The following is a 21,575-nucleotide window of genomic DNA, read 5'->3' as shown; positions in this document are numbered from 1 at the left end:
ATGCCTGTAATCTCGTATATTGATGCGGTAACTATGGCGATTCGTGAGGAAATGGAACGCGATCCGAAAGTATTTGTCTTAGGAGAAGACGTTGGCAAAAAGGGCGGTGTGTTTAAAGCAACACAAGGTTTATATGATCAATTTGGTGAGGCGCGAGTAATTGACACTCCACTAGCAGAATCAGCCATTGCAGGAGTCGGAATTGGTGCCGCAATGTATGGCATGAGACCTATTGCCGAAATGCAGTTTGCTGATTTTATTATGCCCGCAGTGAACCAAATTATTTCCGAAGCAGCAAGAATCCGTTACCGTTCTAACAATGATTGGAATTGCCCTATTGTAGTGCGTGCTCCGTATGGTGGAGGCGTTCACGGTGCACTGTACCACTCTCAATCCGTTGAGGCGGTATTTGCCAATCAGCCAGGTCTGAAAATTGTGATGCCTTCGACTCCTTACGATGTAAAAGGTCTGTTAAAGGCTGCAATTCGTGATGATGATCCTGTACTGTTTTTTGAGCATAAGCGTGCCTACCGCTTAATCAAAGGGGAGGTTCCGGCTGATGATTATGTTCTTCCAATAGGTAAAGCAGATGTAAAACGAGAAGGAGAAGATATTACCGTCATCACATATGGTTTATGTGTTCACTTTGCTCTACAAGCCGCAGAAAAATTGGCCAGTGACGGGATTTCAGCCCATATTCTTGACCTACGTACCGTGTATCCTTTGGATAAAGAGGCAATTATTGAAGCGGCTTCTAAAACAGGAAAAGTCCTATTAGTAACGGAGGATAACAAGGAAGGCAGCATTATGAGCGAAGTAGCAGCGATCATCGCAGAGAACTGCTTGTTTGATTTGGATGCACCGATAAAGCGCTTAGCGGGCCCTGACGTACCAGCTATGCCATACGCACCAACGATGGAAAAATACTTTATGGTAAATCCAGATAAGGTCGAAAAAGCAATGCGTGAGCTTGCTGAATTTTAATAGGGATTAAAGGTTAACAAGGAGGTAACGAATTGGCTATTGAACAAATCAAAATGCCTCAGCTTGGGGAGAGTGTTACAGAAGGAACGATTAGCAAATGGCTCGTTTCAGTTGGAGACACGGTAAACAAATACGATCCTCTAGCAGAGGTAATGACGGATAAAGTAAATGCAGAAGTACCTTCATCCTTCTCTGGGAAAATTGTTGAACTCATCGCCAATGAAGGAGACACATTAGAGGTCGGCGCCATCATTTGTACAATCGAAGTCGAGGGCGACAATCGTAAACAAGAGGAATCGGTTGATTCTAAGCCATCTAATATGGAAGTTCTTAAGACTGAAGTAAGTGATGCGCCAAATAAAGCACGCTATTCACCTGCAGTCTTAAAGCTTTCTGCGGAGCATGGAATTGACTTAACTCAGGTGTCAGGTTCTGGAGCGGGTGGCAGAATTACGCGTAAAGATCTTCAAGCGATTATAGAATCCGGAGCCATTCCAACACCTCAAGAAAAAGCTGTAGCTGTTCCAACAGCTCCAGCACCAAAAGCGGTAGAAAAAGCACCGCCTGCTCCAATGGATGTTCCTGTAACAGCCGGAGATATAGAAATTCCAGTCACAGGTGTTAGAAAAGCGATAGCGGCCAATATGTTACGCTCCAAGCATGAGGCACCACATGCCTGGACAATGGTTGAAGTCGATGTGACAAATTTAGTTGCATACAGAAACTCCATCAAATCGGAGTTTAAGGCAAAAGAAGGATTTAACTTAACGTTCTTTGCATTCTTTGTAAAAGCAGTTGCTCAAGCTTTAAAGGAATTTCCACAAATGAACTCTATGTGGGCAGGAGATAAAATTATTCAGAAGAAGGATATTAATATTTCCATCGCAGTTGCAACGGAGGATGCTTTATATGTTCCAGTTATTAAACACGCGGATGAAAAGACCATTAAAGGGATTGCGAGAGAAATAACGGAATTAGCTTCTAAAGTAAGAGCTGGAAAATTAACAAGTACTGATATGCAAGGTGGAACATTCACTGTTAACAACACTGGTTCGTTCGGATCTGTACAATCTATGGGAATTATTAATTACCCTCAGGCAGCCATTCTACAGGTAGAGTCCATTGTTAAACGTCCGGTGGTAATGAATGGCGGAATGATTGCTGTAAGAGACATGGTTAATCTTTGTCTATCGCTTGATCACCGCGTTCTTGATGGTCTTGTGTGCGGAAGATTCTTAAAACGGGTGAAAGATATCCTTGAGGCTACCACAAAAGAAAATACATCAATCTACTAAGACAAAAGGCCGTTGTCAATTAGACAGCGGTTTTTCTTCTTTGCAATTATTCCCAAGTGTACTACAATAAGGGTAAGATCAATAATTTTGAATTTTACCTCAATTTATCTTTCGGAGGGAGGGAAGCCGTAGCAGATTTTGCACGGCATACAATGCAAATAAGAGATATGAAACATGCGTCATTCCCACTTTGGCAAGAAAAAGACTGGATCAAAAAAAGTGAACAGTCACTGAAAGGAAAAAAGGTAGAACAATTAATAAATCGTACATACGAACAGATAAAATTGAAACCGCTTTATTTTAAGAAAGAACAACATGTTTCTCAATTTCCAGGTGTCCCAGATTATCGGAGAGGAATTGATTCGTACGGTGATCAGAAACAACCATGGAGAATTGCTCAGACTATTCAAGCGTCGACTGCAAATGAACTAAAAGATAAGATAGAAGCTGCAATCAAAGGTGGACAGACCGCTGTTTCTTTCTCTGTTCAAGAAGATATCTCATATCAATCTATATTTGAAGAGTTTACCGACCGTTTCCCAATTTGTGTGCATGTAAAAAAAAGTCAGCAATCCAAACTCGTCTCAGAGCTCTGTAGCATCAAAGAGATAAGTGATGTACAAGGCTTTATTGCAACAGATCCGCTAGCCCAATTGGCTTCAGATGGCTATTTAAGAGAGCCAGTGAATGCTGTGTATGATGAACTAGCAACAAATATTCAAATTACCTCACAAAAATTCCCAGAATTAAAAACAATTCTTGTTGACACATCTCCCTATCATAATGGGGGAGCTAACGCAGTTCAAGAGATTGCGATTTCGCTTGCATCTGCTGTATTCCACCTAGAAGAACTCTCAAACCGAAACATACCGATTGAAACCATACTATCTAAATATATTTTTCACTTCTCAATAGGAGCTAATTTCTTTATGGAAATTGCTAAGTTAAGAGCAGCTCGCATGCTTTGGGGTGAAATCGTAAAAGCATACGGAGGAAGTAAAGAAAACCAAAAAATGGTCATATCAGCACGAACGTCTACCTTTACCAAAACAGTGTATGACCCATATGTGAATCTTCTTCGTTCTAGTAATGAAGCATTTGCTGCAGTTATCGGAGGGGTTCAATATTTGCATGTTAGTCCATATAATGAGCTCGAAGGGAACGGAGGAGAATTCTCAGAGCGAATGGCTCGAAATACGCAACTTATTCTAAAAGAAGAAGCGCTTATTTGTAAAACACATGATCCGGCTGGAGGTTCCTGGTATATAGAAGAACTAACTGACGAGATTGCCAATAAGGCATGGGAGTTGTTTATACAAATTGATGATTCTGGTGGAATGCTATCTTCTCTTGTTGATGGAGAGATTCAATCTCAACTCTCTAAAGTATTGGAAAATAGAAAGAATGATAGTTTCACAAGACAACAATCGATTATCGGTACCAATATATACGCAAATTTGCAAGATCAACCATTAAAATTAAGCGTCCAGCAAAAAGTTACACCTGAAGATGTAGCAATAAAGATACCTGAACTAAAGCAATCTAGACTTTCAGAACCCTATGAAAACCTTAGAAGAATGTCTGAAAAACTAGAACAGAAACCAGTCGTAGGGGTAATCTGTATCGGTGGAGTCAAACAGTTTAAACCACAAGCAGATTTTGTTGCAGGCTTTCTTGCACCAGGTGGAATTGTTACGGAAAAAAGTGAGGAAACGGACAGTTGGAAACAAATTAAGAAATATATTGATAGCAGCAACTATTCAACCTACTGTTTGTGTGGAGCATATGGAGAGTTTGAAGAATGGGGGCTATCCATCGTGAAAGAATTTCAGGCGATTTATCCAGAAAAAAGACTATATTTGGGTGGGCTTGCTGAACATAAGGATGTGTGGCTTCAAACAGGTGTAAGGGGCTTTTTTCATCGTAAAAGTAACTGCTATGATTCTCTATTGAGTCTCTTGACTGAAATGGAGGAAACTACACATGCTTAACAAACCCAATTTTCGTCAAATAAAGATATCGTCTTATAAGGAAGAAAAAAGTAGACGAGAAAAAGAAGAAATACTGGCTTCCATAGACGATTTATTTTACGAAACAAATGAACAAATCAGGATAAAGTCTCTTTATACAAGAGAGGACCGCGATCATTTAGCCCATCTTGGAGATTTACCTGGTTTGCCCCCCTTTACAAGGGGACCCTATCCAACGATGTATGTAAATAGACCTTGGACGGTAAGACAGTATGCAGGCTTTTCGACCGCAGAGGAAAGTAATGCATTTTATCGCAGGAATTTAGCAATGGGACAAAAAGGTTTGTCTGTAGCATTTGATTTAGCCACTCATCGAGGCTATGACTCTGATCATCCACGCGTCGAAGGTGACGTAGGTAAAGCCGGTGTGGCTATTGATTCAATCCTTGATATGAAAACTTTGTTTGATGGCATTCCTCTAGACCAGATGTCAGTCTCGATGACGATGAATGGAGCGGTTTTGCCGATCATGGCCTTTTACATTGTAACGGCTGAAGAGCAAGGGGTAAGTAAGGATCAGTTATCTGGGACGATACAAAATGATATTTTAAAAGAATATATGGTTCGTAATACATATATTTATCCACCAGAAATGTCGATGAAAATTATCTCTGATATTTTTTCGTATACTTCTAAGCATATGCCAAAATTCAATAGCATTAGTATTTCAGGATATCATATGCAAGAAGCAGGAGCACCAGCTGATATCGAGCTTGCTTATACACTAGCTGACGGACTCGAATATGTTCGAACAGGTCTAAAAGCGGGGATTGATATCGATTCCTTTGCTCCGAGATTATCATTTTTTTGGGCGATTGGTATGAATTATTTTATGGAAGTAGCTAAAATGAGGGCGGGACGTTATATTTGGGCAAAGATGATGAAGACGTTTTCTCCTCAAAGTGAAAAATCGCTTGTCTTGCGTACCCATTCCCAAACATCTGGGTGGAGCTTAACGGAACAGGATCCGTTTAATAATGTAACGCGCACCCTTATAGAAGCTCATGCGGCAGCGATGGGACATACTCAATCACTTCACACCAATGCTTTAGATGAGGCCATTGCACTTCCAACCGATTTTTCTGCTAGAATTGCTCGCAATACACAGTTGTTTCTTCAGGAAGAGACTGGTATCACGAATGTGATTGACCCTTGGGGTGGATCGTATTATGTGGAGGCTCTGACAGATGAGTTGATTAAACGTGCGTGGGAGCATATCGAAGAGATTGAAGAGCTAGGTGGAATGGCAAAAGCAATTGAAACGGGCTTGCCAAAAATGAAGATTGAAGAAGCGGCAGCTAAGCGCCAAGCCAAAATTGACTCAGGTGAGGAAACAATCATCGGTGTCAATCGATACCGAGTTGATAAAGAAGAAGATATTGAGATTTTAGACATAGATAATACAGCAGTCAGATTAAAACAAATTGAAAAACTGGCATACGTAAAAGCAAATAGAGACGAGAAAGAAGTAAAACGAACATTAGAAGCATTAACAAAAGGAGCACAGACAGGCGAAGGAAACCTCCTTGAACTTGCGGTTAGCGCAGCTAGAGCTCGTGCAACAATCGGGGAAATATCTGATGCGGTGGAAGTTGTTGCTGGAAGACACAAAGCCATTATCCGCTCAATTAGTGGAGTATATAGCTCTGCGTACTCGAATGAAGAAGAAATGAAAGAAGTTCAGCTCATGACAGAGGAATTTCTACAAAACGAAGGACGCCGGCCAAGAATTCTTATAGCCAAGATGGGACAGGACGGTCACGATAGGGGAGCAAAAGTGATATCAACAGCTTTTGCTGATTTAGGATTTGATGTGGATATTGGACCGTTATTCCAAACACCAAAGGAGACCGCTTTACAAGCGATTGAAAATGATGTTCACGTGATTGGCATAAGCTCACTTGCTGCCGGTCATAAAACACTGCTTCCAAAATTAATGAAAGAATTAAAGGACTTAGGTCGAAATGATATTTTAGTAGTAATCGGTGGCGTAATCCCTGCGCAAGATTATGATTATTTATATCGCCAAGGGGCTGCCGCAATTTTTGGACCAGGGACCGTCATTCCAGTAGCTGCTCAAAAGGTGGTAAGAGCGATCTACGAGCGATTAGGCTATGAGGAAGTGGAGAAGTAATGAATGATAATCATTTAGATAATAGCGTTTCTTCTGCAAAACGGTTTCACAAAAAAGTGAATAATGCTCCAACGGTCGAGGAGCTTTGTTCAGGACTTAGGAATGGAAATCGCTCGATGCTTGCTCAAGCGATCACTTTAATCGAAAGCAATGCTGACCACCATTTTAAAAAGGCGCAGGATCTCCTTCAACAAATTCTTCCCTTCTCAGGTAACTCGGTTCGAATTGGCATTACAGGTGTGCCAGGAGCGGGAAAAAGTACCTTTATTGACTCATTTGGGATGTACTTATGTGAGCAAGGCATTAAGGTAGCTGTTCTAGCTGTTGATCCGAGCTCTAAGCGGAGTGGAGGAAGTATTTTAGGGGACAAAACGAGAATGGAACATCTATCTAGGTCAAAGATGGCCTTTATTCGGCCGTCCCCTACGGGAGGAAAGCTAGGTGGCGTACACCGAAAAACAAAGGAGTCTATTGCTCTTTGTGAAGCCGCAGGTTACGAAGTGATTATTGTTGAGACCGTTGGGGTGGGACAAAGCGAAGTGATGGTAAGAGACATGGTAGACTTCTTTATGCTCCTAGTGCTAACAGGTGCTGGTGACGAGCTACAAGGGATGAAAAAGGGTATCATGGAGCTTGCCGACGCCATTGTCGTAAATAAAGCGGATGGTGATAATGAAGCTTTTGCACGAAAAACGAAGGATGAATATAATCGAATTCTGCATTTTCTACAACCCTCTACTACAGGGTGGGAAACGAGAGCCTATGTTTGCTCAAGTTTATATAATAAAGGAATCGAAGAAATTTGGAAGACGATGGAACGATTTATCCATGAAACGACACAAACAGGAGTGTTTGAAGAGCGAAGAAGAAAACAAACAAAGGATTGGATGCACGCCTTAATCACAGATCAACTTCAGTTACAGTTTTATGCTCATGAAAAAATAAAAGAATTACTTCCTCAGCTAGAAAAAGCTGTTGTTGAGGGTGATCAGCCGGTTACTTCTGCAGTAGACCTTCTCTTCAAAAATTTTTATGAAAAAAAATAAAAAAGGAAGGTCACACATACGGTGACCTTCAACTAAGGAGTAGGGGTATGATCTAGCTGTGCTTATATCATACCCTTTTTTCACTACCTTAAACCTTTCTGTTTGTATATTTGTATCTCATATTGGTATATTGAATATATAATAATGAAATAATGGAGGGAACTTTTCGTGAATATGGATTTTAATTTATTTATGAATGATGTAGTTCGACAAGCGCGACAAGAAATTGTTGCTGCTGGATATACAGAATTAAAGACGTCAGATGATGTGGATGCTGCCCTTTCCAAGTCAGGTACTACACTTGTAATGGTCAACTCAGTTTGTGGCTGTGCAGGTGGAATTGCTCGTCCAGCTGCTATGTATTCTGTTCACTACGATAAAAAGCCTGATCAATTAGTAACTGTTTTTGCTGGTCAAGATAAAGAAGCGACAGCAACAGCACGCTCTTATTTTACTGATTATCCACCATCTTCTCCTTCTTTTGCTTTATTAAAGGATGGGAAAATTTTAACCATGGTTGAACGCCATGAAATTGAAGGGCATGAACCAATGGCAGTTGTACAAAAGTTACAAGAAGCATTCGATAAATATTGTGAAGAAGTGTAACCTCAGGTCTCTGAGGTTTTTCTTTTTGGATCTTCATCGGTTAACAGTTGAATTGAAAGCGTCATCAAGGGTAAGGTAACTAATGGGAAATTAACATATAGGAGTAAAAGACAAAATGGAATTTAAAATTGGTTACCGAACTTTAAAAACCGCATTAGGAGCAGCAGCTTCTATTATGATTGCTCAGGCTTTTGGACTTTCAAGTTTTACATCTGCGGGTATCCTGACCATCCTTTGCATTCAAGTAACAAAGAAGAAAAGTGTACGTGCGTCCTGGGAACGGTTTTTAGCTTGCATAGTGGCAATGGTTTTTTCAATTGTTATTTTTGAAGGAATTGCTTTTCATCCCGTCATGATCGGACTTTTATTATTATTATTCATTCCAACAGCGGTAATGGTTGGAGCAAGCGATGGGATTGTGTCGAGCACAGTTATTATTCTCCATTTGTATTCAGCGGGACATATTACAAAGGGTTTATTATTGAATGAACTGGGCTTAATTATTATTGGAATTGGTGTGGCCTTAATTATGAACTTATATATGCCAAGTTTAGAAAATAAGCTGATTGATTACCAAATGGAAATAGAGGAAAAATTTAAAGCCATCTTTGATGAAATTATCTTATATTTAAAGAATAATAAAACCGATTGGGATGGTCATGAAATCCCAGAAACAGCGACGCTTATTGATGAGGCAAAAACTCTAGCTTTTCGTGATGTTGAAAACCATTTCCTTCGTAATGAGAACTTATATTATCATTATTTTAAAATGAGAGAGAAGCAATTTGAAATTATTGAAAGAGTTCTGCCTCTTGTAAGTTCCATTTCCCTTACCGTTGAACAGGGAGAGATGATTGCGGAATTCATTGAAGATCTCTCAAAAAATATCCACCCGGGGAACACAGCGGATATTTATATTGAAAAGTTAGAGAGAATGAGAGTGGAATTTCAAAAAATGGAGCTTCCTAGAACCCGTGAGGAATTTGAGACAAGGGCGGCTCTTTTGCATTTTACAAAGGAAATGGAGCAATATTTAACCATTAAAAAGGACTTTGTCGGTATGAAAAAACCAAAAGTGAATAAAAGGAAGAAGATGCTACAAACTACTAAAGAGAAATAATACGGAAGGTGAACATATGGTATCCTTTCTTCTAGCTTTATTTATAGCATTTACTTCAAGTCCGATTTGGCCATTAGGAGAAAATCCACTTCCGGGGGATCCTTTTTTAATTGTTAATAAAGCTACAAATGAAGTAGCTTTAATTAATGAGAATCGGGTTCAGACAGTGGTAAAAGCTGCAACAGGCAAGACAGAGGAGTTAACTCCAGAAGGATTATTCACGATAACGGTTAAGGCAAAAAATCCATATTATCGAAAAAACAATATTAATGGTGGAGATCCGGAAAATCCTTTAGGTACTAGATGGATCGGTTTTGATGCAAATGAAACTGATGGAAGAATCTATGGTCTTCATGGAACCAACACACCTAGCTCCATTGGTAAGTATGTTTCGCAGGGATGTGTGAGACTTCAAAATGAGGCCATCGAATCTCTCTTTGATTTCATTCCCATAGGCACAAAGGTATTAATCACAACTACAAATGAAAACTATGCAGAAATAGCAAAAGAATACGGTGCGATTTCAAAATAAAAAGTCACTTAGGGCAAACCCTTAAGTGACTTTTTGCTTTTATAAAAATGCAACGACTCCTGCTAGTATCGTAGAAGCTAACATAGCAAATAGCATTAAATAAACAACTAACTTTTGTGTTTTCTTATTTCCCATTTCGATCTCCTCCCAGGCAGAAACTTTTCTACGTTTATTTTACTAGGAAAAGATAAATTGAACAACCGCTCAGGTTTTGGAAGGGATTTTTTGTCCAAAAAGCGAATATTTATAATTATATTACTTCTGAGGGAGATGGAAAAAGTGATAAATAATGTCGATCACATTGGGATCGCAGTAAAATCCATTGATGCATGCTTGCCTTTTTATACAGAGACTCTTGGATTAAAGCTCGTCGGTATTGAAGAAGTCCCATCAGAACAAGTAAAAGTAGCCTTTATAGATACAGGGAACGTCATGTTAGAGTTATTAGAATCGACAAATTTTGAAAGCGCTATCTATAAGTTTGTCGAAAAGCGCGGAGAAGGAATCCATCACATTGCTCTAGGGGTAAATTCCATTGAATCTAGGATACAGGAGTTAAAAGACAAGGGAGTACAAATGATTCATGATAATCCAAAAGAAGGAGCACATCATGCAAGAGTGGCCTTTATGCATCCAAGATCTACTCATCATGTGCTTTTCGAAATGTGTCAAAGAGATGGGGGAGTCAAAAATGATCGACATCTATGAGAAAATCAATGATTTATATGACCGGAAAAGAGAAGTTGAGTTAGGTGGGGGAGATCAAAAAATTGAAAAGCAGCATGAAAAAGGAAAGCTGACAGCAAGGGAGAGAATCGAGCTTCTTGTTGACAAGGGAACCTTTATTGAGCTGAACCCTTTTATTGAACATAGATGCAAGGATTTTGGTTTGGAAAATCAAAAGGGGCCAGGAGACGGTGTCGTTACTGGTTACGGAAAGGTGAATGGGCGACCCATCTACTTGTTCTCCCAAGATTTTACGGTTTTTGGTGGAGCTTTGGGGGAGATGCATGCGAATAAAATAGCAAATGTCATGGATTTGGCAGCGAAAAATGGTGCACCTTTTGTTGGGATGAATGATTCGGGTGGAGCGAGAATTCAAGAAGGAGTCGTGTCACTCGATGGTTACGGAAAAATCTTTTATCGAAATGCTATATACTCGGGAGTCATTCCGCAAATCTCTGTGATTATGGGACCCTGTGCAGGTGGAGCGGTGTATTCCCCAGCCATCACTGATTTTGTGTTTATGGTTGATCAAACAAGTCAAATGTTTATAACCGGCCCTAAGGTAATAGAAACGGTTACAGGTGAGAAAATCAGTCCCGAGGATTTAGGAGGGGCAAAGGTACATAACTCCATCAGTGGAAATGCGCATTTCCGTGCATCAACGGAGGAAGAAGTACTTGCAGAGGTCCGACAGTTACTAAGCTATCTTCCACAAAATAATGAAGAAAAAGCACCGATTAGTAAGTACGAAGATAATTGGGATTACCGTCCTGATTTAACTGATGTGGTACCATTTGACGCGGTCCGTCCGTACGACGTAAGAAAGGTAATCGAGCAAGTAGTAGATGAAGATTCATTCATGGAGGTTCAAAAGGATTTCGCCAAAAATATCGTCATTGGATACGCTCGTGTGAAGGGTGAAGTTATTGGCTTAGTATGTAACCAACCAAAGTTTATGGCTGGTGGTTTGGATATAGATTCGTCAGATAAAGCCGCTAGATTTATTCGTTTCTGTGACTCGTTTAACATACCTATTATTACATTTGAGGATGTAACGGGCTTCTTTCCAGGTATAAAGCAGGAACATGGTGGGATCATCCGACATGGAGCAAAAATATTGTACGCCTATTCAGAAGCAACGGTTCCAAAATTAACGATTATCCTGCGAAAAGCATATGGCGGAGCCTATGTGGCATTAAATTCGAAGTCTATCGGTGCGGATCTTGTGTTTGCTTGGCCCAACGCTGAAATTGCAGTGATGGGACCGCAGGGGGCTGCGAATATTATTTTCGCAAGGGAGATTAATCAAAGTGAAGATCCTGAGGCAACAAGAGCACAAAAAATTAAAGAGTATCGTGAAAAATTTGCTAACCCCTATGTGGCCGCAAGTATGGGAATGGTAGATGACGTCATTGACCCACGTGAAACAAGAATAAAAATTATTCAATCTTTAGAGATGCTACGTAATAAAAAAGAAACTCGTCCGAATAAGAAACACGGAAATATTCCCCTTTAAACCCATTCATTTGCTGATTGTGATACGAAAAAGTTATACTACAAGAGTGAATGTATGATTGATGGAGGGGACAGGATGATTAACGAAGAAAGATTGTTAAAGGAATTTCTTGAGCTCGTTCAAGTGGACTCAGAAACGAAGAACGAAGCAGATATTGCAAAGGTCTTAACACAGAAATTTACAGAGCTTGGCGTTGACGTAGTGGAAGACGATACAACGGCAACTACTGGACATGGGGCAGGAAACTTAATTTGCACTCTTAAAGGCTCAAAGGAGGAAGTAGACACCATTTACTTTACCTCCCATATGGATACAGTTGTCCCTGGTAAAGGCATCAAACCAAGCATTAAGGATGGGTATGTAGTTACAGATGGTACAACCATTCTCGGAGCGGATGATAAAGCGGGACTTGCCGTTATGCTTGAAGTCGTCCGTGTATTAAAGGAACAATCAATATCACATGGAACGATTCAATTTATCATTACTGTTGGAGAAGAGTCTGGCTTAGTTGGTGCCAAAGTATTAGACCCAGCGTTACTTGTAGCAAAATATGGCTATGCTCTAGATAGTGATGGTCAAGTAGGTAATATTATTGTTGCTGCACCTACGCAGGCAAAAGTAAAGGCAACAATTTTTGGAAAGACCGCACATGCTGGTGTGGCACCTGAAAAAGGTGTATCGGCTATTACGATTGCAGCGAAAGCCATTTCAAGAATGCCTCTTGGCCGCATTGATGAGGAAACAACTGCAAATATCGGTCGTTTTGAAGGCGGTACACAAACCAATATCGTTTGTGACCACGTGGAGATTTTAGCAGAAGCACGCTCTTTGGTAAATGAGAAGATGGAAGAGCAAGTGCAAAAAATGAAAACTGCGTTTGAAGAAGTGGCCTCAGAAATGGGTGGCAGAGCAGAGGTTGATATTCAAGTAATGTACCCTGGCTTTAAATTTGGAGAAGGAGATCATGTGGTTCAAGTAGCGAAAAAAGCGGCTGCCAAAATTGGTCGCTCATCCGAGCTGTTAAGAAGCGGCGGGGGCAGTGATGCGAATGTAATCGCTGGATTTGGAATTCCGACCGTTAACCTAGCAGTTGGTTATGAAGAGATTCACACAACGAATGAAAGAATGCCTGTTGAAGAACTCAATAAGTTGGCAGAGTATGTGATTGCGATCATTGAGGAAGTTTCTGCTTAATAGACAAAGAGTGAGGAGATTCTTCACTCTTTTTTTGTTACTTTCGATAGACAAAATAGCAGAAATGTTAGTATGATACAGGTATAAAGTATGATGCCTTTGTGCTAGATTGGAGCCAGTACCCATGCTTACAACAACCAAAGTAGTCGTTTTTCAAGTAGGGAAGGAAGAATATGCGATCACTATTGAACATGTAATTTCAATAGAGAAGGTGGAAGGAATTACACCGATCCCTCATTTACCTGTGTACGTGAAAGGTATTGTGAAAGTGAGAGGTGAATTACTCCCTGTTCTTGATTTTGAAGAAATTTTATATCACCGAACCATTCAATACAATGACCAAACGAGGATGATTGTCGTAAAGACAGATGAACTATCCATAGGAGTCCTCGTTAACGATGCGAAAGAGATTATTGATATTGAAAAGGAACAGTTAAAGCAGTTAGGGTTAGTTGCATTTAATAAAACAAGTTACTTTTCTTCCATTGCCAACCTGGATCCGCGTTTAATTACAATCATTGATCCATCCAAGCTTGTTCAATCGCTAGAAGGAATAAAGGAAATTCAACAATATATGAAATCACATCAAGAGGAGTAGCCAGTGAGGCTGCTCTTTTTCGTCTCGTCATTCTTTTGGTAAAATACTAGTGGTGGAAGTGGTGAGGAGGTAGATGGCGCTGAAGGAAATGTACCCCAAAAATGGCCGTGTGATTCTACACGTGGATATGAATAGTTTCTATGCGTCCGTAGAAATGGCCTACGATCAAAATTTAAAGGGCAAGCCACTTGCGATTGCGGGCAATGTCGAGGAAAGACGCGGGATTATTATCACCTGTAGCTACGAAGCTAGAAAAGTAGGGGTTAGAACGACGATGCCGCTTTGGGAAGCTAGAAAACTGTGTCCTAATTTAATTGTAATGAAACCCAATTTTGAACGCTACCGGGCTGCCTCCGTCGCTATCTTTGACTTGTTAAGGCAGTTTTCAGATTTAGTAGAGCCAGTTTCAATTGATGAAGGATATGTAGATATTACTGAAGGCTATGAGTTTGGATCACCTCTTGAAATTGCAAAGACGATTCAAGAGCGAATGCTAGAACAATTTGATCTTCCTTGCAGTATCGGAATAGCTCCTAATAAATTTTTAGCAAAAACAGCATCAGATATGAAAAAACCTTTGGGGATAACCGTTCTTAGAAAGAGAGATATTAAACACGTTCTGTGGCCATTAAATGTGGGTGAAATGCATGGAGTTGGACAAAAGACAGCCGAAAAATTAAATCATATGGCCATACAAACGATTGGTGACTTAGCCAAAGGAAATGATATTCAGTTAAAATCTCTGCTTGGTATTAATGGAATAAGACTAAAGGAACGAGCGAATGGAATCGATCACCGTGAAGTGGATCCAAACTCTGTTTCTGATTTTAAAAGTGTTGGAAATTCAACAACACTTCCAAAGGATGTAACAAATGTTAAAGAGTTAAACACAGTGCTAGAGCAGTTGGCAGAGAAAGTATCTGTTAGATTAAAAGCAAAACAAGTGTTGGCAACGGGATTAAGTGTAACGATACGGTATAAGGACCGTAAGACATTTACTAGGAGTAAAAAACTAGACAATCCAGTTGAAAAGCAAGATGAAATTGCACAACTTGCCAAAAAAATATTTCATTCAAATTGGAATGGAAATGCCATCCGTCTTCTTGGGATCACCGGAACAGACTTGATTTCTGTGAATGAAGCGGTAAAACAGCTTGATCTTTTCTCATATGAACGCGATGCAAAAAAAGAGCCACTATTAAATGCTGTTTCAAAATTAAAAGAAAAATACGGCACGTCCATCATAAATCGAGCGGGAATGGTACGAAAAAACAAACCTTACCCGTCTATCGGTACAGATTCAAGTTTTAACAAAGATTTTTTACACATAACACATGAAAAGAAAGAAGAGTAAGCGTTATATATAAAATAATTCAGGAAAAAATATATTTGATTGAATATTTAATTAATCACCTTACTTGCGCTTTTTGCTTAATCTTGCTAAAGTAAAGTGGATTCTTATGTATATAGTACTTAGCTAGAAGGGAAGAAAAAAATGTCAAAACAACAATTTGGTGTTATTGGGTTAGCAGTAATGGGGAAAAACCTTGCTTGGAACATTGAAAGCCGCGGCTATACTGTCTCAGTTTATAACCGTTCAAGCGAGAAAACAGATGAAATGCTTGCAGAATCAAATGGAAAAAACATATTTGGTACATATAGCATGGAAGAGTTCGTTGAATCATTAGAAAAGCCTCGTAAAATCATGCTTATGGTTAAAGCTGGTGGGCCAACTGATGCGACAATTGAACAACTAAAACCATTGCTTGATAAAGGTGATATCGTTATCGACGGTGGAAACACATACTTTGTTGATACACAACGCCGTAATAAAGAACTTAGTGAATTAGGTATTCATTTTGTTGGAACAGGCGTATCAGGTGGAGAAGAAGGAGCTCTTAAAGGACCTTCAATTATGCCAGGTGGACAAAAAGAAGCATATGAATTAATTGCACCAATTTTTAAAGATATTTCTGCAAAGGTTGATGGTGAGCCTTGTACAACCTATATCGGTCCAGACGGAGCAGGTCACTATGTGAAAATGGTTCATAATGGAATCGAATATGGAGATATGCAGTTAATCTCTGAATCATACTTCCTATTAAAGCATGTACTTGGTCTGAGCGCAGACGAACTTCATGAAGTTTTTGCTGAGTGGAACAAAGGCGAGCTTGATAGCTACTTAATCGAAATTACAGCTGATATTTTTACGAAAAAAGACGAAGAAACAGGTAAACCACTTGTTGATGTAATTCTTGATACAGCAGGACAAAAGGGAACTGGTAAGTGGACAAGCCAAAGCTCTCTTGATCTTGGAGTACCACTACCAATTATTACGGAGTCCGTATTCGCTCGTTTCCTTTCAGCAATGAAGGAAGAACGTGTTCATGCTAGTAAAGTATTAGGTGGACCAACTGCGAAGGAATTCACTGGTGATAAGAAGGCATTTATCGAGTCAGTTCGTAAAGCTCTTTATATGAGTAAGATTTGTTCATACGCACAAGGCTTCGCACAAATGCGTTCAGCTTCAGAAGAATACAACTGGGATTTACAATACGGAGAAATTGCGATGATCTTCCGTGGAGGATGTATTATTCGTGCTCAATTCCTTCAAAAGATCAAAGAAGCGTATGATCGTGACGGACAGCTTAAAAACCTATTACTTGATCCATATTTCAAGGAAATTGTTGAAAGCTACCAGCATGCTCTTCGTGACATTATGGTTGTTGCCGTTCAAAACGGTATTCCTGTACCATGTTTCTCAGCTGCGCTTTCATACTACGACAGCTACCGTACAGAAACACTTCCAGCGAATCTGTTACAAGCTCAACGTGACTATTTCGGTGCACATACGTACCAACGTACAGATAAAGAAGGAACATTCCATACAAACTGGTTCTAAGCCTTCTGAAAGCAAAAATAGCCTACCCAATAGGGTAGGCTATTTTGTGTGCCATTGATAAGGGATGGGGCGTTAAAAAGCTCCTATGCTAAATGGTAAAGAGTTCCGTTTTGAAGTGCTTTTTTTAAAATACGTGCCGAAATGACAGTCGTATTGGCATCGTTATTGGTATATAAAAGTCCTTAATCGAGTAACTAGCAAAAGTATTAAGCGGAGAATTTCCGGTTAGATGCTGAATGGAGCCTCGTTTCGGGGTAAATAAGGGGAGGTTTTCCACTTTTTCAAAGAAAAATCGCTCCTTTTTGACTTTTTCGAGCCAATAGGCGGAATCTCTCCGTTTATTTAAGCCTTTTTTAATAAGAATTACTAATTAAGCAGAATTTCTCCGTCTATTTATCAGCTCGGGTGATTAAACCTGATCCCCAACCGATAAGTGCGGACCCTCTTGAACCTAGATGTGGGAATGAGCAGCTTAATAAATAAAGAAAAGACGTATGCCAATTCATACGTCTTTTCTGTGTATTTTAATTAAGAAGATACCCGAAAACAGAACCCATACCTAAATGGGAATGAGCATGTTTTTTAGCACTTATCAACATCAAAATTAGAGATCGGCCACCAATGGAAGCCATCTTTCTCAAGAAGCTCATCCGCCTCACGAGGACCCATCGTACCTGCGTTGTAGTTAGGGTAGTTCTCGGCCTTTTGATTTTCCCAAACATCAGAAATCTTATCAACAAAGCTCCAAGATAGAGCAACTTCATCCCAATGTGTAAAGTTGGTCGCATCACCGCGCATGCAATCGAATAGAAGCTTCTCGTACGCCTCTGGTGTATTTAACCCATCGATTCCGCGATTTGCATAGTTTAACTTAACAGGAGTGGCTGCGATGTTTTGACCCGCTTTTTTCGCATTTAGATGCAGTGTAATGCCTTCTTCAGGTTGAATATGAATCACAAGTAGGTTCGGATTCAATGTTTCTTCAGGGCTATAATATAGGTTCATAGGAATGTCTTTAAACTGGATAACAATTTTTGTAGATTTGGCATCCATTCTCTTTCCTGTCCGTATATAAATAGGAACCCCTGCCCAGCGGAAATTATCAATCATCAATTTTCCAGCTACATATGTTTCTGTGTTAGACTCTGGGTTAACCATTTGCTCTTCGCGGTATCCTAAAACCTGTGTACCTTCCACTGTGCCTTTGTCATATTGACCGCGAACGAAGTATTCTTTTATTTCTTCACCTTCAATTGGACGAAGAGCACGAAGGACTCTCACCTTTTCTGAGCGAATTTCTTCTGTGGTTAGCTTAATTGGTGGCTCCATCGCAAGTAATGCGACCATTTGGAGCATATGATTTTGAACCATATCTCTTAAAGCACCACTTTTTTCATAATAGCGTCCACGTTCTTCTACTCCAAGAACCTCACTAGAAGTTACTTGAATATTCGAAATATAACGGTTGTTCCAAAGCGGCTCGAAAATCGCATTAGCAAATCGAATAACTTCAATATTTTGAACCATTTCTTTTCCTAGGTAGTGGTCGATTCTGTACACTTCATCTTCAGAGAAGGCAGTTCTGATTTGATCATTTAACTCTTGTGCTGATTGAAGATCATGTCCAAATGGTTTTTCAATGACTAAGCGTTTAAACCCGCTCACATTGGTCAACCCATCTTCTTTTAAATGTAGTGCAATTGTTCCAAAGAACTCAGGTGCCATCGCTAAGTAGAAGATGCGATTTCCTTGTAAATCATAATTTGAGTCAAGTTGATTTGCTAGGTTGTTAAGCACTGCGTATGAATTTGAATCAGTTACATCATGAGAATGATAGTAAAAATGAGAAGCAAATTCATCGATTCGATCCTCTTTTTGAATTGAAGACTTTACCGATTTTTTGATATTCTCTTGGAATTCCTCATTCGTTAATGGTCTTCTTGCAACTCCGATGACAGCAAATTTGTCTGAAAGATTTCCTTTTTCAAACAGTTTATAGAGCGAAGGATACAGTTTTCTATTTGCTAAATCACCAGTTGCTCCAAATATCATGATTAATGCAGTCGGTTTCTCGTTTTGTGTCACGTTAAGAACCTCTCTTCCAGGGTATTTCCATGTTATATATGTATTTTTATAAAAAAAAATTGACCTATACAAGTACAGAATTTTATCGGTTTCTAGCCAAATAAGCAAATAATTCTTCACAAAATTACGTATTTATTTTTAACCAAATCGCTTGAACTATCCTTAATACAAATGAAAGCGTTATTAATTTATTTTATGAAATGTTTTAATAAAAATATTTCATAAAATAATTGTTGCCTTATTTTTCATGTAGTATGATGGTGTTAGAAAGTTTAACTGTCTAAAAAGGAGGCTTTCTTTATGAATGTGATAGAAAGCAATCAGTTAACGAAAATGTATGGAAAAGCAAGAGGGATTTCTAATGTCAGTTTCTCTGTAAAAGAAGGAGAGATTTTTGGATTCATTGGACCAAATGGAGCTGGGAAATCGACAACCATTCGAACATTGCTTGCACTTATTTATCCAACAAGTGGGAGTGCTACGATCTTTGGGAAGGATTGTATTAAATATGCCCCCGAGATTAAGAAGGAGATTGGGTACCTCCCCTCAGAGGTCTTTTATTATGAAAATATGAAAGTTATTGACTTGCTTAAGTATTCTGCAAGCTTTTATAAAAAGGATTGTACAAAGAGAATACATGAGCTTGCTGAAACGTTGAATCTAGATGTTTCTAAAAAGATTGACGATCTTTCACTTGGCAATAAAAAGAAGGTTGGAATCGTTCAAGGATTATTACACGAACCAAAGCTCATTATTCTTGATGAGCCGACAAGTGGCTTGGATCCATTAATGCAACAGAAATTTTTCGAATTATTAAGAGAAGAAAATAAAAAGGGAGCTACCATTCTTTTCTCCTCCCATATTTTAAGTGAGGTTCAAAAACTTTGTGATCGTGTGGCTATTATTAAAGAAGGCGAAATCGTGAAAGTCGAGACGATGAGCGCTTTAACAGAGAATAGTTATAAGAAATTTAGACTTGAAGCTGTTAATCACATAACTTCTGAAGTTTTTCAGTTAGAAGGTGTCACAGATATTATGGTGAAAGAAAAGACGGTGTCCTTTATCTACAAAGGGAATATGAATGCAATTATTAGAAAAATCGCAGAGATACCACTTCAGAATTTGTGGGTAGAAGAACCAACCCTTGAAGAGATTTTCATGCACTACTACGAAAAGGAGGAGTAGAAGGTGAATATCTTTCTTCATGAAATAAGAGCTTATGGAAAGTCGACGTTTGTTTGGACGGTTTCTCTTATTGCACTTGTGCTCTTTTTTATGTCACTTTTTCCCTCGTTTGCGAAAGATGCAGATCAAGTGAACGAGCTTTTACAAACTCTCCCGGAAGCATTGCGTAAAGCGGTTGGGATTGAAATTGGTCATTTTACTAGCATCCTTGGTTTTTATTCGTATGTTTTCATGTATATCTCGTTATGCGGTGCGATACAGGCGATGATGATAGGTGCATCTATCCTATCCAAGGAGGTACGGGAAAAGACAGTTGATTTTCTCCTTACCAAGCCTGTTTCAAGGACAACGATCATTGTATCAAAGCTTTCTGCGGCATTTGTGTCTATTGCAATTACTAGCCTATCCTTCATTCTTTGTGCTTATTTTATTGCTTCCTATGTAAAGACAGAGAATTTTAATGAACAAGCATTTTTTCTTCTTTCATTCACGCTCTTTTTCGTTCAAGTTATGTTTTTAGCCATTGGAGTGATTGCTTCCATGCTATTACCTAAGTTGAAATCGGTTCTCTCTTTATCACTAGGTGTCGTCTTTGCTTTCTTTTTTATAGGAATGTTTGGATCTACAGTGGGTGAAGCGTCCGTTCGATATATTACCCCCTTCAAGTATTTTGACTACATGTATATTATTAAATACAGTCAGTATGAATGGTCGTATGTGATAGTCGGTTTGGTGTGGATTATAGCAGCTTTTATTGCTAGCTTTTACATCTATACTAAAAGGGATATGAATGCGGTGTAAGGAAGGAGGGGGTAAGGTGAATATATTTATTAGAGAGTTAAAAGCACTAAGAAAGTCACTCGTTATTTGGTGTTTAGGAATTCTTGCTATGGTAGCTGGGGGGATGAGTAAGTACGTGGCAACAGAATCTTCCGGTCAGTCTATTAATGATCTCATGGCAAGTATGCCAAAAGCCATGCAGGCCATTATGGGAACAGGCTCGTTGGATTTAACGACTGTTAGCGGTTATTACGGCATTTTGTTTTTATATTTAATGGTTATGACTACGATTCATGCTGTGATGTTAGGAGCGAATATCATTTCTAAAGAGGAGAGAGATAAAACAGCAGAATTCTTATTAGTGAAGCCAATCTCTAGAAAACAGGTGATCTTTTCGAAATGGATGGCATCCTTGATCGCTATTTTTGTGCTAAATCTTGTCACTTTTTTGATTTCACATTTGATGGTGGATTATTATAATAAGACAGATGAGTCGTATGTGATCGAGATTGCTAAATTAATGGGTGGTATGTTTATCCTGCAGCTCCTGTTTTTATCCTTAGGAACATCCGTTGCTGCTAGCATTAAGCATCCTAAAAGAGCTGCAAGTATTTCTACTGCTGTGTTACTAATTGCCTTTTTCTTATCAATGGCGATTGACCTTAACGAGAATCTCGAGATTCTTTCTGTCTTTACTCCTTTCAAATATTTTGAGGCAAAGGACATCATTAGTGGAACCGGATATGAAGCCATATATATTACGGTAAGCGCCCTATTAGTTGTAGTCATGACGAGCTATACCTTTATCGCTTATGAAAAGAGAGATCTGCATATCTAGTAAG

The 21,575-nt window shown here is 39.2% G+C and carries 19 protein-coding genes; 17 read left to right on the top strand and 2 right to left on the bottom strand.

Annotated features, from left to right (window positions below):
- The 8 genes from MKX65_RS16205 to MKX65_RS16170 all read left to right on the top strand — a co-directional run bounded on the left by MKX65_RS16205 (position 1) and on the right by MKX65_RS16170 (position 9,747).
- The gene (locus tag MKX65_RS16205; RefSeq protein WP_160546537.1) at positions 1 to 984 is read left to right on the top strand and encodes an alpha-ketoacid dehydrogenase subunit beta; all 984 of its coding nucleotides are present in this window, start codon (positions 1 to 3) and stop codon (positions 982 to 984) included.
- A gap of 32 nt (positions 985 to 1,016) precedes the next feature.
- The gene (locus MKX65_RS16200) at positions 1,017 to 2,279 is read left to right on the top strand and encodes a 2-oxo acid dehydrogenase subunit E2 (RefSeq protein WP_160546536.1); all 1,263 of its coding nucleotides are present in this window, start codon (positions 1,017 to 1,019) and stop codon (positions 2,277 to 2,279) included.
- Between the two features lie 152 nt (positions 2,280 to 2,431).
- Positions 2,432 to 4,270, top strand: a complete 1,839-nt coding sequence (locus MKX65_RS16195; RefSeq protein ID WP_340904569.1) for a methylmalonyl-CoA mutase family protein — start codon at positions 2,432 to 2,434, stop codon at positions 4,268 to 4,270.
- Positions 4,263 to 6,443, top strand: a complete 2,181-nt coding sequence (gene scpA / locus MKX65_RS16190; RefSeq protein WP_340904568.1) for a methylmalonyl-CoA mutase — start codon at positions 4,263 to 4,265, stop codon at positions 6,441 to 6,443. Before MKX65_RS16195 ends, scpA begins: the two co-directional genes overlap by 8 nt.
- Complete coding sequence (gene meaB / locus MKX65_RS16185) at positions 6,443 to 7,489, top strand: methylmalonyl Co-A mutase-associated GTPase MeaB (RefSeq protein WP_340904567.1); 1,047 nt, start codon at positions 6,443 to 6,445, stop codon at positions 7,487 to 7,489. Before scpA ends, meaB begins: the two co-directional genes overlap by 1 nt.
- 168 nt (positions 7,490 to 7,657) lie before the next feature.
- Positions 7,658 to 8,095, top strand: coding sequence for a BrxA/BrxB family bacilliredoxin (locus tag MKX65_RS16180; RefSeq protein WP_340904565.1), 438 nt, complete (start codon positions 7,658 to 7,660; stop codon positions 8,093 to 8,095).
- 115 nt (positions 8,096 to 8,210) lie between these two features.
- Positions 8,211 to 9,215 carry an aromatic acid exporter family protein gene (locus MKX65_RS16175; protein WP_340904563.1) on the top strand — a complete coding sequence of 335 codons (1,005 nt, stop codon included), beginning with the start codon at positions 8,211 to 8,213 and terminating at the stop codon, positions 9,213 to 9,215.
- 16 nt (positions 9,216 to 9,231) lie between these two features.
- The gene (locus MKX65_RS16170) at positions 9,232 to 9,747 is read left to right on the top strand and encodes a L,D-transpeptidase (RefSeq protein ID WP_160546531.1); all 516 of its coding nucleotides are present in this window, start codon (positions 9,232 to 9,234) and stop codon (positions 9,745 to 9,747) included.
- 39 nt (positions 9,748 to 9,786) lie between these two features.
- Here MKX65_RS16170 and prli42 read toward each other — a convergent pair whose 3' ends face one another.
- A complete protein-coding gene (gene prli42, locus MKX65_RS16165; protein ID WP_160546530.1) occupies positions 9,787 to 9,882 on the bottom strand; it encodes a stressosome-associated protein Prli42 in 96 nt (31 codons plus the stop codon).
- A 135-nt stretch (positions 9,883 to 10,017) separates the two neighbouring features.
- Between prli42 and mce the strand changes: the two genes are divergently transcribed.
- From mce to gndA, 6 genes are all read left to right on the top strand, one after another.
- Entirely contained in the window at positions 10,018 to 10,455 is a 438-nt protein-coding gene (gene mce / locus MKX65_RS16160; protein ID WP_340904560.1) for a methylmalonyl-CoA epimerase, read from the top strand.
- The gene (locus MKX65_RS16155; protein WP_160546528.1) at positions 10,439 to 11,989 is read left to right on the top strand and encodes a carboxyl transferase domain-containing protein; all 1,551 of its coding nucleotides are present in this window, start codon (positions 10,439 to 10,441) and stop codon (positions 11,987 to 11,989) included. Before mce ends, MKX65_RS16155 begins: the two co-directional genes overlap by 17 nt.
- A 75-nt stretch (positions 11,990 to 12,064) precedes the next feature.
- A complete protein-coding gene (locus MKX65_RS16150; protein ID WP_160546527.1) occupies positions 12,065 to 13,183 on the top strand; it encodes a M20/M25/M40 family metallo-hydrolase in 1,119 nt (372 codons plus the stop codon).
- A gap of 124 nt (positions 13,184 to 13,307) precedes the next feature.
- Complete coding sequence (locus MKX65_RS16145) at positions 13,308 to 13,781, top strand: chemotaxis protein CheW (protein ID WP_340904557.1); 474 nt, start codon at positions 13,308 to 13,310, stop codon at positions 13,779 to 13,781.
- 79 nt (positions 13,782 to 13,860) lie between these two features.
- Positions 13,861 to 15,135: a DNA polymerase IV gene (locus MKX65_RS16140; protein WP_160546600.1), complete on the top strand. Its 1,275-nt coding sequence runs from the start codon at positions 13,861 to 13,863 to the stop codon at positions 15,133 to 15,135.
- Between the two features lie 141 nt (positions 15,136 to 15,276).
- A complete protein-coding gene (gene gndA, locus MKX65_RS16135) occupies positions 15,277 to 16,683 on the top strand; it encodes an NADP-dependent phosphogluconate dehydrogenase (RefSeq protein WP_160546525.1) in 1,407 nt (468 codons plus the stop codon).
- A gap of 582 nt (positions 16,684 to 17,265) precedes the next feature.
- Here gndA and zwf read toward each other — a convergent pair.
- Positions 17,266 to 18,735 (bottom strand): glucose-6-phosphate dehydrogenase, encoded by a 1,470-nt coding sequence (gene zwf / locus MKX65_RS16130; protein ID WP_340906280.1) that lies wholly within the window; start codon positions 18,733 to 18,735, stop codon positions 17,266 to 17,268.
- Positions 18,736 to 19,068: 333 nt separating this feature from the next.
- On the opposite strand from zwf, the gene MKX65_RS16125 reads away from it, so the two are divergent.
- Genes MKX65_RS16125 through MKX65_RS16115 form a run of 3 tightly spaced genes read left to right on the top strand, consistent with a single transcriptional unit; the run spans position 19,069 to position 21,571 of the window.
- Positions 19,069 to 19,953: an ABC transporter ATP-binding protein gene (locus MKX65_RS16125; RefSeq protein ID WP_340904554.1), complete on the top strand. Its 885-nt coding sequence runs from the start codon at positions 19,069 to 19,071 to the stop codon at positions 19,951 to 19,953.
- Between the two features lie 3 nt (positions 19,954 to 19,956).
- Positions 19,957 to 20,754 (top strand): ABC transporter permease subunit, encoded by a 798-nt coding sequence (locus tag MKX65_RS16120; RefSeq protein ID WP_340904551.1) that lies wholly within the window; start codon positions 19,957 to 19,959, stop codon positions 20,752 to 20,754.
- Positions 20,755 to 20,770: 16 nt separating this feature from the next.
- Positions 20,771 to 21,571 (top strand): ABC transporter permease, encoded by an 801-nt coding sequence (locus MKX65_RS16115; protein ID WP_340904550.1) that lies wholly within the window; start codon positions 20,771 to 20,773, stop codon positions 21,569 to 21,571.
- Positions 21,572 to 21,575 lie beyond the last annotated feature (4 nt).

The sequence above is a fragment of the Robertmurraya sp. FSL R5-0851 genome, from assembly GCF_038002965.1.
GTDB lineage: Bacteria > Bacillota > Bacilli > Bacillales > Cytobacillaceae > Robertmurraya_A > Robertmurraya_A beringensis.
Note: the sequence above shows the minus strand (reverse complement) of the source record. Positions and strands in the feature narration are given on the sequence as shown.

What these genes read in the sequence shown, in the direction of transcription:
- mce (WP_340904560.1), top strand. Translation starts at nt 10,018, where the DNA reads ATGGAAAAAGTGATAAATAATGTCGATCACATTGGGATCGCAGTAAAA.
- MKX65_RS16195 (WP_340904569.1), top strand. Translation starts at nt 2,432, where the DNA reads ATGCAAATAAGAGATATGAAACATGCGTCATTCCCACTTTGGCAAGAA.
- MKX65_RS16205 (WP_160546537.1), top strand. Translation starts at nt 1, where the DNA reads ATGCCTGTAATCTCGTATATTGATGCGGTAACTATGGCGATTCGTGAG.
- MKX65_RS16170 (WP_160546531.1), top strand. Translation starts at nt 9,232, where the DNA reads ATGGTATCCTTTCTTCTAGCTTTATTTATAGCATTTACTTCAAGTCCG.
- prli42 (WP_160546530.1), bottom strand. Translation starts at nt 9,882, where the DNA reads ATGGGAAATAAGAAAACACAAAAGTTAGTTGTTTATTTAATGCTATTT.
- scpA (WP_340904568.1), top strand. Translation starts at nt 4,263, where the DNA reads ATGCTTAACAAACCCAATTTTCGTCAAATAAAGATATCGTCTTATAAG.
- meaB (WP_340904567.1), top strand. Translation starts at nt 6,443, where the DNA reads ATGAATGATAATCATTTAGATAATAGCGTTTCTTCTGCAAAACGGTTT.
- MKX65_RS16145 (WP_340904557.1), top strand. Translation starts at nt 13,308, where the DNA reads ATGCTTACAACAACCAAAGTAGTCGTTTTTCAAGTAGGGAAGGAAGAA.
- MKX65_RS16125 (WP_340904554.1), top strand. Translation starts at nt 19,069, where the DNA reads ATGAATGTGATAGAAAGCAATCAGTTAACGAAAATGTATGGAAAAGCA.
- MKX65_RS16175 (WP_340904563.1), top strand. Translation starts at nt 8,211, where the DNA reads ATGGAATTTAAAATTGGTTACCGAACTTTAAAAACCGCATTAGGAGCA.
- MKX65_RS16150 (WP_160546527.1), top strand. Translation starts at nt 12,065, where the DNA reads ATGATTAACGAAGAAAGATTGTTAAAGGAATTTCTTGAGCTCGTTCAA.
- gndA (WP_160546525.1), top strand. Translation starts at nt 15,277, where the DNA reads ATGTCAAAACAACAATTTGGTGTTATTGGGTTAGCAGTAATGGGGAAA.
- zwf (WP_340906280.1), bottom strand. Translation starts at nt 18,735, where the DNA reads ATGATATTTGGAGCAACTGGTGATTTAGCAAATAGAAAACTGTATCCT.
- MKX65_RS16155 (WP_160546528.1), top strand. Translation starts at nt 10,439, where the DNA reads ATGATCGACATCTATGAGAAAATCAATGATTTATATGACCGGAAAAGA.